Consider the following 9,214-nt stretch of genomic DNA (forward strand, 5'->3'; position numbering starts at 1 on the left):
ATGGGCTGTCTCGTCTAGCTCTTAGCACCTCATTCATCCATCGTCACAATGGATAGGAACGTTATACTTTTTTAATTAAGCGAGCGCATTTCCTTGAATGAGGTGCGCGCTTTTTTTGTATAAAAAAGGGTATCTAGATGAGAAGAGAATAGGCAGGACATAGAGAGAGAATCTAGCAGGAGATAGATTTCCTTCATAAATGAGGATTCTGCTGCTATTTAGGCAGGAGGCTTAAAGATGGCGCGCGAAATTATTTCACTAAACTCCATCACATTCCGTTATCCAGGCGGAGACCATGACGTGTTAAAAAACGTTTCTTTTTCAGTACAAGAAGGGGAATGGGTCGCGATTGTTGGCCATAACGGATCAGGCAAATCGACCCTCGCTAAATTAATGAATGGACTATATTTCCCAGATAAAGGAAGTATTCAAATTGTTGGTATTTCACTTGAAAAGGATACAGTTTGGGAGACGAGAAAGCATATAGGAATGGTTTTTCAAAATCCGGATAATCAGTTTGTCGGCACAACCGTTCAAGATGATGTGGCTTTTGGCTTGGAGAACCATGGCGTACCGCATGAAGAGATGGTTAAGCGTGTGAACCGTGCCCTCAAACAGGTGAAAATGGACGATTTTCTAAATCAAGAGCCACATCATCTTTCAGGCGGACAAAAGCAGCGCGTTGCCATGGCTAGTGTACTTGCCCTCAGACCGGATATTATTATCCTTGATGAAGCAACATCCATGCTTGATCCAACTGGACGGCAAGAGGTGATTGGGCTGGTCCGGTCACTTAAGGAAGAACAGGAAATGACCGTGCTTTCCATCACACATGACTTAGAAGAAGCAGCAAAGGCAGATCGTATGATTGTGATGAATCAAGGTGAGGTTTACCGCACAGGAACACCACGGGAAATTTTTGAATTGGGTGATGAACTGGTTCAGCTGGGACTGGATCTCCCGTTCTACCTAAAAATGGGCAACGCTCTAAAAGCGCAGGGTGTTCAGCTTTCAGGACAGCATTTAACAGAAGAAGAGTTGGTGAATGAGTTATGGACATCTCACTGCAAAAAGTAGAATACCGGTATGCAGCAGGATCACCCTTTGAAAAAAAAGCGATAGAAGATATATCGTTTACGATTCCAAGTGGACAATGCGTAGCGATTATTGGTCATACGGGATCAGGTAAATCAACCCTTTTACTGCATCTAAATGCACTCTTAAAACCAACTTCAGGCTCTGTCGTGATTGGTGATCGAACGGTAAAAGCGGGCCGGAAGGAGAAAGACCTAAAGCCGATTCGTCAAAAAGTCGGCATTGTTTTTCAGTTTCCCGAACAGCAGTTATTTGAAGAAAACGTGATGAAGGACATTTGCTATGGTCCGATGAATTTCGGTGTCTCTGAAGAAGAAGCAAAAAAACGGGCAAGATACTGGATTGAACAAGTAGGGCTTTCCCAAGAAATTTTAGAGGACTCCCCTTTTGATTTATCAGGCGGTCAAATGAGGCGTGTGGCGATTGCAGGCGTGCTGGCGATGGAGCCAGAGGTTCTTGTATTAGATGAGCCGACTGCTGGACTGGACCCCCGAGGCCGAAAAGAAATCATGGATATGTTTTATCAATTGCATAAAAAACGGAACCTGACTTTGATCCTCGTTACACACAGTATGGAGGATGCAGCTGAGTATGCTGATCAGGTAGTTGTGCTGAATAAAGGCCGGAAAGTGCATGAAGGGACGCCGCGAGACCTGTTCGCTGATGCTGAAAGGCTGGCTGAATGGGGACTTGGCGTGCCGGAAGTTGTTCGGTTCCAGCGTCTTCTTGAAGAAAAAACAGGTCGCTCCCTTCCAGGTGTTTGCTTATCGATCGATGAACTTGCGGCAGCCTGGAATGAGCAGTCAGGAGGTCCTGCCGTATGATGGAAAAAATGATTTTCGGCCGTTATATTCCGGCAGACTCATTGGTTCACCGGATGGACCCTCGGGCTAAACTTGTTTTTGTATTTGCATTTATTGCGATTATCTTTTTAGCTGATAATGTCTGGGCTTACGCGCTTGCGGCTATTTTTACGCTTGCCTCTATCTGGCTTTCAGGAATTACGGTCCGATTTCTTATCAGCGGATTAAAGCCTGTCATGATTTTAATTGCTTTTACCTTTGTCCTCCAGCTGTTTTTCGCCAGGGAAGGGCAAGTGATTCTGGATTTAGGTCTGTTTACGATTTATGAAGAAGGTGTGCGGCAGGCTCTGATGATTTCCACCCAGTTTTTACTGCTGGTTTTCATGACATCTTTGCTTACGTTAACGACGACGCCTATCTCCATTACAGATGGACTGGAAAGCTTACTGAACCCGTTGAAAAAAATTCGATTTCCCGCTCATGAGCTTGCCTTGATGATGTCCATTGCGCTTCGATTTATTCCTACTTTAATGGATGAAACGGATAAGATCATGAAGGCGCAAATGGCAAGAGGGTCAGATATGTCAAGCGGTCCTGTAAAAGACCGGATTAAAGCTGTGGTGCCGCTCATGATCCCTTTATTCGTCAACGCATTTAAACGTGCGGAAGATTTAGCTACTGCTATGGAGGTCCGGGGATACCGGGGTGGAGAAGGGCGAACAAAATACCGCCTTTTGCAATGGCACCTGCGCGATACACTTGCGCTGTTTTCTCTTGTTCTATTGGCAGGACTATTAGGGTCTTTAAGAATTTGGCTGTAAGGAGGGCTTGAAGTGCCCAGGTTTAAATGTGTTATTTCATATGATGGAGCAGCCTTCTTTGGTTATCAGGTTCAGCCAGGCATGCGTACTGTTCAAGGAGAGCTTGAAAGAGCGCTGACAGAGGTGCATAAGGGGATGAAGACCCGGGTGTCAGCCAGTGGCCGTACAGATGCACGTGTGCACGCTGTGGGGCAGGTTATTCATTTTGACACAGAGAGCCGAATTCCGGCTGAGCGCTGGCCGGCTGTCTTAAATCAAAAGCTGCCAAATGACGTGGTGGTAAAAAATGCAGAGCAGGTAGAAGATGATTTTCACGCCCGCTTTTGGACCAAAAGCAAGGAATACCGCTACATTATTGAGAGGGGACCGCACCAAACCCCTTTCAGAAGGCACTATGCGGTTCATCATCCCCTTACCATTGATATTCAACAGATGAAAGCAGCTGCCGCTCACTTCTTAGGCGAGCATGATTTTACCAGCTTCTCCGTGGCGAAATCGGCTGTTGTAGATCGAGTCCGGACGATTGAACGATTTGACATTATCGAGCAAGGAAACGAATGGATCTTTATTGTGAAGGGCAATGGCTTTTTATACAATATGGTGCGCATCATGGTAGGCACTCTCCTTGAAGTAGGCAGCGGCAAATATAAGCCAGAGGATATACCTGTTATGCTTGAGGCGACAGATCGAAGCGCAGCAGGAAAAACAGCACCTCCTCATGGCCTTTATTTATGGGAGGTTGCCTACAGAAATAAGCAGGACTGATTTCTTTTCAAGACGAAATAAAAAAAGTTCTTAAAACAACTCGACCTGGTGTAACATTCTCTTGACATACAGGTTGAAACGTTATAATATAGCCTATGGTATGTATTTCACCCTTTGATGAGACCCGGACCTCATCAATGCGAAGTGTACAAATACGGCTCAAAAGAATAGATGAAACAATTTAAACTTTAATTAGGAGGTAAACTCATGCGTACAACATTTATGGCTAAAGGTCACGAAGTAGAGCGCAAGTGGCTCGTAGTAGATGCTGAGGGTAAAACTCTTGGACGTCTTGCTAGTGAAGTTGCTGCAATCCTGCGTGGTAAAAATAAACCGACATTCACTCCTCACGTTGACACAGGTGATCATGTGATCATCATCAACGCTGAAAAAATTCACCTTACAGGTAAAAAGCTTACGGATAAGATCTACTACCGTCACAGCTTGCACCCAGGTGGTTTGAAACAGCGTACTGCATTAGAAATGCGTACAAACTACCCTACAAAAATGCTTGAATTAGCGATCAAAGGAATGCTTCCGAAGAATTCTCTTGGACGTCAAATTTTCAAGAAGCTTCACGTATATGCTGGAGCAGAACACCCACACGCAGCACAACAGCCAGTAGCTTACGAGCTGCGCGGTTAATTTAAATTAAAGAGGAGGGAATTATCTTGGCACAAGTACAATATATCGCAACAGGTCGTCGTAAAAGTTCTACTGCCCGTGTACGTCTAGTACCAGGTGACGGACAAATCGTAATCAACGGACGCGAAGTAGAAAACTACATTCCGTTCGCAGCATTGCGCGAAGTAATTAAACAACCCCTTAACATTACTGAAACTCTTGGCAACTACAATATTTTCGTAAATGTTAATGGTGGTGGATACACTGGACAAGCAGGAGCAATCCGTCACGGAATTTCACGTGCATTGCTTCATGTTGACCCGGAATACCGTGGAGCACTAAAGAGCGCGGGTCTATTAACTCGTGACTCACGTATGAAAGAGCGTAAGAAGCCAGGTCTTAAAGGCGCTCGTCGTGCACCTCAGTTCTCAAAACGTTAATCTGTCTTTTCCAAAGCTCTCAGCCTCAGCGGCCGAGAGCTTTTTTGTGTGTAAAATACACCAAATCTTCCGCTTCCCTTCTACAGATGCCAAGACAAGCATATAGTAATGCATCATTCTATATGACAGGTGGGCGTTGGATGAAAAAAAAGGTCGTTTTCCTTATTATGTTCATACTCTTAACAGCAGTTGTTCTCGGATGGCGTGTAGACAGGATCGTAATCAGTGCGCTTGAGGAATGGCGCATGCCTTTATCAGGAAAAGTCATCGTCCTCGATCCTGGTCACGGAGGAGCAGACGGAGGAGCAAATTACGAAACCATTTTAGAAAAAAATTTAACGCTTAAAATTACAAAGAAACTGAGAGCTTATTTAGAAGAACAAGGTGCGATTGTCCGAATGACTCGAGAAAAGGATATGGATTTAGCGAGTGAGGCAACTAAAGGCTACCGCGATCGAAAAAGAGAGGATCTGAAGAAACGCTTAGATCTTGTTAATGATAAAGACAATGATTTATTTATCAGTATCCATCTTAACGCTATCCCGCAGACGCAATGGAGCGGCGCTCAAACATTTTATACCACTTATCATGATGACAATGAGAGAATAGCGCGATTTGTTCAACACGAGCTTGTTCGTCATTTACCTAAAAACACCCGAAAAGCTAAAACGATTGATGGCATTTATGTACTGAGTCATGCAGAAACGCCAGGGGTTTTAGTAGAGGCTGGCTTTTTATCAAATCCTGAAGAGCGGTATTGGCTGCTGCAGGAGGAATACCAGCAGCGTATTGCGGCATCCATTTATTTTGGAATTCTGCGCCACTATTCAGAAGAAGACAGTCTTGAAGAAGAATTATAAGCACAAAACACAGTAAGCTCCATTCACAGACTTTCCATTTTTCCTATGTTATACTGACATAGGATGTAAACGAATACAGTGAAGGGGTGACTGCAATTGATGACAGAACAGCAAGTTCATGAACTCATCGGTTCAATGAATGATCCGATCCTACATACAACACTCGCTGAAACAGGCGGAATTGTTGAAGTTTCAATTAAAGAAGAGAAAAACCATGTCAGTGTAAAAATTGCGTTGGCTAAAACCGGGACAGCTGAGCAGATGCAGCTGCAAATGGCAGTAGTAGATGCATTAAAAGGTGCAGGTGCCGATTCTGTTGGGATTAGGTTTACTGAATTGCCTCCTGAAGCACTTGAACAATTCAGAGGACAGGCAGATGAATCGGTGGAAGATAATTTACTATCTCCGGGCAATAAAGTTCAGTTTATAGCTGTGGCAAGCGGTAAAGGCGGGGTTGGGAAATCAACAGTTTCCGTAAATCTTGCTGTAGCGCTTGCTCGTGCCGGAAAAAAAGTAGGGCTAATTGATGCGGATATATATGGCTTTAGTGTCCCAGATATGATGGGGATTAATAAACGGCCAGTAGTTAGGGATGAGCGCATTATTCCCGTAGACCGTTTTGGTGTTAAAGTTATTTCCATGGCATTCTTTGTAGAGGACAATGCTCCTGTAATCTGGCGCGGGCCTATGCTTGGAAAAATGCTAAACAGCTTCTTTACCGAAGTGGAGTGGGGAGAACTGGATTATTTGCTGCTGGATCTTCCGCCGGGTACAGGAGACATCGCTCTTGATGTACATGCGCTGCTCCCATCCAGCAAAGAAATTATCGTCACTACCCCTCATCCTACTGCAGCGTTTGTGGCAGCGAGAGCGGGAGCCATGGCGCTTCAAACAGACCACTCAATTTTGGGTGTCGTAGAAAATATGTCTTTTTATGAAAGTAAAAAAACAGGCGAACGCGAATATGTGTTTGGTCAGGGCGGAGGAGAGAAGCTAGCAGATGAGCTGCGTACCGATCTTCTAGGCAAACTCCCACTGCAGCAGCCTGATTGGGACGATAGTGATTTCGCACCGTCTGTTTATGGTGAAGACCATCGTTTAGGTAAAATTTACGCAGACATAGCACAACAAGTGATTGATAGAACATAAAAAAAAGGGTGGTCTCCTGATTGTTTCTGCAATCAGGAGACTGCCCTTTTAAGATCCGTTTCCGCTTTCTGTACCGCCGCCACCTTCACCGCCGCCCTGGCCTTCTCCTGATCCGCCGCCAGCTTCAGATGATCCCTCTGTGTTTTCGCCTCCAGAGCTGCCGCTTTCACTTTGTTCCCCCATTTTTTTGGCCGCCTCTAATAAGATATCCTGTAACTCTTTTTGAACAAGGGGACTTTCCATTACTTCAATCATTTGTTTTTTTGTTTCTTCCCGATACGCTTGACTGTTCATTAACGTCAATGTTTGTTCTTGTATCGAAGGGTCCTTAAGCAAATCAAGCATCATTCCCTGATATTCAGGATCCTGCATCAGCCCTTTGATTAATTCTTCATGCTCTTTATGCATGCTTTTTGCCAGTACTTCTGCAAAGGCAGGGTCTTTAAACGTTTCTTCCCAGAATTTCCGCCCGTCCTTTGAAAGTAATTTTTCATCAATGGATTTCTGAACTACTTCCTGGTCCAAAACCAGTTCCTTCTTTATTTCTTCATCTGCCAGCAATTCCTGGACAGCCGTTTTTCCTTCATTGGTTTTCAATAAATCAATGACCATTTGTTTGGTCTCTTCATAGCTGGATGCTTTTTCACCACCGCAAGCTGTTAACAATAATGCAAATACAAAGAGAATAATCATGCCGTTTTTTCTCACAGTCGTTCACCCCCAAACTGTTATTTCTCTAGTACTTATCTTCTGCAGTCAAGGGTAAAATATGCACGTTCACAACGTAGTCATGGATTTATCAAATGGTGATTGGTACAATCAAAGGAGAGTTTGTAAAATAATTGCTGGGGGATCATACCGTGACTATCCGAAGTTGGATTCGATTTTTTACCATGACATTACTTGTAGGCGGGGTAACAACAGGGATTGTTGGAATTGCCGTACGCTTTGATGAATTGGTTAATTTATTAAACGGGCAGGATGCAGTAGAAGTTGTTTCTGTCATTGTATGGATGATTGGTGTTGGAATGACGTTTAGTGTTATTAGTCAGATGGGGTACTTTGCTTACTTAACCATTCATCAATTTGGGCTGGGCATTTTCAAGTCATTAAAATTATGGAATGCGGTTCAGCTTGTACTGGTGGCATTTGTTCTATTTGATTTAGTGTATTTCCGCTTTCAGGCTTTCGCAGGAGAAGGGGACTCTCTTCTTCCTTATATAGGTTTAGCCATTTTTTTATTAGCTGCTGGATTAGTGGTGGCATTATTAAAGGCTAAGCAGGCTAGTTATTCTGTATTTCCGGCAGCCTTGTTTTTTATGGTGGTCGTCACAACATTAGAGTGGCTTCCGGTTCTTCGCAGCAACGAAGGGTATTGGCTTATAACCATTATGTTCACACTTATTGCAACTAATGCCTATCAAATACTGGCATTGCCTCGATACAACAAACGGTCGGTTAAAGAGCGGGAAGAAAGATTAGCCCGCAAAGAGGCGCGTTTAAACAAACAAAAGACTGTGAAAAGTTAAACAATGCAATTTGAAAGAGCCGTGCAAACGATCCGCACGGCTTTTTTTAGTCCAATAATTTTATTTTGCTGTCAGACGAAGCTAATAATTCTAATAAAGATACAAATGGCACGTCATTCTCGTGTTTTATAGCCTCATGCCATTTTTCCCAATTTTTCTTCATATCCTCAAGCTTATTCGCGGCGTCAAGCTCTATAACTGCGCCTTTAACTGAAATTCTTTCTGAAGAAACCAAATCCTTTCCCTCAAGTTGATGACTGACTACAATAAGATCATACTTTGCCATGGTCTTCACTACCGATGGAGGTAAGAGCTCGTCCTTTGTCCGGTAATAAGAGGGATCGAGATTATGCTCTCTAAATAGATTTCGTAAATCTTCAAGATGTTTTGCAATTTCTTTTTCCTCAAGCGATTCGTAGCGTGAAGGATGAGGATCGTAAATGCCAATGTCAAATCCAGCGAGCTGAATTTCCTTAACAACTTCTTTTTGCCGGTCAACCCACGCAGGATCTAAAAAGAACGCTGCTTTTTTTATCCCTTTTTCCTCAAGGTCCTTTACAAGCCAAAGAATTGATTCGTCTCCCAGTTCAACATTAAAGGTCAGTGAAACTCCTTCGTCACCCTTATACAAAATACCAGGAGACGGCCATACCCCATTTACATTCATTACACTTGGAGAAGGCGGAATCAACAGCACAATAAGTGTAATCACGATTAAAATGATGCCTGTCTCATATCCTTTCTTAAAAAAATGTTTCCCCATTTATATATACACTTCCTTCCTGCACAGCCATTTTTAAAAGCATATGAACGAAAGAAGAAAAATATCTTTTTTCTTTAAAAGTATTGACCAACCTTATATCCGGTGATATATTAATAAGCGTCGCTTTTAGACGAGCTCAAAACAGCAGAAAAAAACATTTGAAATAAATTGTTGACATACTATTTCGAAAAATGGTATGATAATCTGGTCGCTTGAGAGAGCAACACAAAAAACGAAACACCTTGAACCTTGAAAACTAAACAACCAAAAACGTCAACGTTAATACAAGATTTAAACGAAACAAATGAGCTTTATCAAACACTTTACGGAGAGTTTGATCCTGGCTCAGGACGAACGCTGGCGGC

General features: G+C 43.2%; 11 protein-coding genes. 9 read left to right on the plus strand and 2 right to left on the minus strand.

What is annotated here, in order from left to right; translation table 11 throughout:
• Positions 1 to 237 precede the first annotated feature (237 nt).
• The 8 genes from KR50_RS03255 to KR50_RS03290 all read left to right on the plus strand — a co-directional run bounded on the left by KR50_RS03255 (position 238) and on the right by KR50_RS03290 (position 6,557).
• Complete coding sequence (locus tag KR50_RS03255; RefSeq protein WP_041054872.1) at positions 238 to 1,077, plus strand: energy-coupling factor ABC transporter ATP-binding protein; 840 nt, start codon at positions 238 to 240, stop codon at positions 1,075 to 1,077.
• Complete coding sequence (locus tag KR50_RS03260; RefSeq protein ID WP_041054874.1) at positions 1,053 to 1,919, plus strand: energy-coupling factor ABC transporter ATP-binding protein; 867 nt, start codon at positions 1,053 to 1,055, stop codon at positions 1,917 to 1,919. The genes KR50_RS03255 and KR50_RS03260 overlap by 25 nt, the downstream gene beginning before the upstream one ends.
• Positions 1,916 to 2,719, plus strand: a complete 804-nt coding sequence (locus tag KR50_RS03265; protein ID WP_041054875.1) for an energy-coupling factor transporter transmembrane component T family protein — start codon at positions 1,916 to 1,918, stop codon at positions 2,717 to 2,719. The genes KR50_RS03260 and KR50_RS03265 overlap by 4 nt, the downstream gene beginning before the upstream one ends.
• Before the next feature lie 12 nt (positions 2,720 to 2,731).
• The gene (truA, locus tag KR50_RS03270; RefSeq protein WP_041054877.1) at positions 2,732 to 3,484 is read left to right on the plus strand and encodes a tRNA pseudouridine(38-40) synthase TruA; all 753 of its coding nucleotides are present in this window, start codon (positions 2,732 to 2,734) and stop codon (positions 3,482 to 3,484) included.
• A 207-nt stretch (positions 3,485 to 3,691) separates the two neighbouring features.
• The gene (rplM, locus tag KR50_RS03275) at positions 3,692 to 4,129 is read left to right on the plus strand and encodes a 50S ribosomal protein L13 (protein WP_041054879.1); all 438 of its coding nucleotides are present in this window, start codon (positions 3,692 to 3,694) and stop codon (positions 4,127 to 4,129) included.
• Between the two features lie 26 nt (positions 4,130 to 4,155).
• Positions 4,156 to 4,548, plus strand: a complete 393-nt coding sequence (gene rpsI, locus KR50_RS03280) for a 30S ribosomal protein S9 (protein WP_041054880.1) — start codon at positions 4,156 to 4,158, stop codon at positions 4,546 to 4,548.
• A 140-nt stretch (positions 4,549 to 4,688) separates the two neighbouring features.
• Positions 4,689 to 5,408, plus strand: a complete 720-nt coding sequence (gene cwlD, locus KR50_RS03285; protein WP_041054881.1) for an N-acetylmuramoyl-L-alanine amidase CwlD — start codon at positions 4,689 to 4,691, stop codon at positions 5,406 to 5,408.
• Positions 5,409 to 5,504: 96 nt separating this feature from the next.
• A complete protein-coding gene (locus tag KR50_RS03290; RefSeq protein WP_232304233.1) occupies positions 5,505 to 6,557 on the plus strand; it encodes a P-loop NTPase in 1,053 nt (350 codons plus the stop codon).
• A 48-nt stretch (positions 6,558 to 6,605) separates the two neighbouring features.
• Here KR50_RS03290 and gerD read toward each other — a convergent pair whose 3' ends face one another.
• On the minus strand, positions 6,606 to 7,265 hold the full coding sequence (gerD, locus tag KR50_RS03295; protein ID WP_041054885.1) for a spore germination lipoprotein GerD: 660 nt from the start codon (positions 7,263 to 7,265) through the stop codon (positions 6,606 to 6,608).
• 152 nt (positions 7,266 to 7,417) lie between these two features.
• On the opposite strand from gerD, the gene KR50_RS03300 reads away from it, so the two are divergent.
• On the plus strand, positions 7,418 to 8,086 hold the full coding sequence (locus KR50_RS03300) for a KinB-signaling pathway activation protein (RefSeq protein ID WP_041054887.1): 669 nt from the start codon (positions 7,418 to 7,420) through the stop codon (positions 8,084 to 8,086).
• Positions 8,087 to 8,132: 46 nt separating this feature from the next.
• Here the strand turns inward: KR50_RS03300 and KR50_RS03305 are convergent, their stop codons facing one another.
• Positions 8,133 to 8,849: a polysaccharide deacetylase family protein gene (locus tag KR50_RS03305; RefSeq protein WP_041054889.1), complete on the minus strand. Its 717-nt coding sequence runs from the start codon at positions 8,847 to 8,849 to the stop codon at positions 8,133 to 8,135.
• Between the last annotated feature and the right edge of the window lie 365 nt (positions 8,850 to 9,214).

The sequence above is a fragment of the Jeotgalibacillus campisalis genome, from assembly GCF_000829515.1.
GTDB classification, from domain to species: domain Bacteria; phylum Bacillota; class Bacilli; order Bacillales; family Jeotgalibacillaceae; genus Jeotgalibacillus; species Jeotgalibacillus campisalis.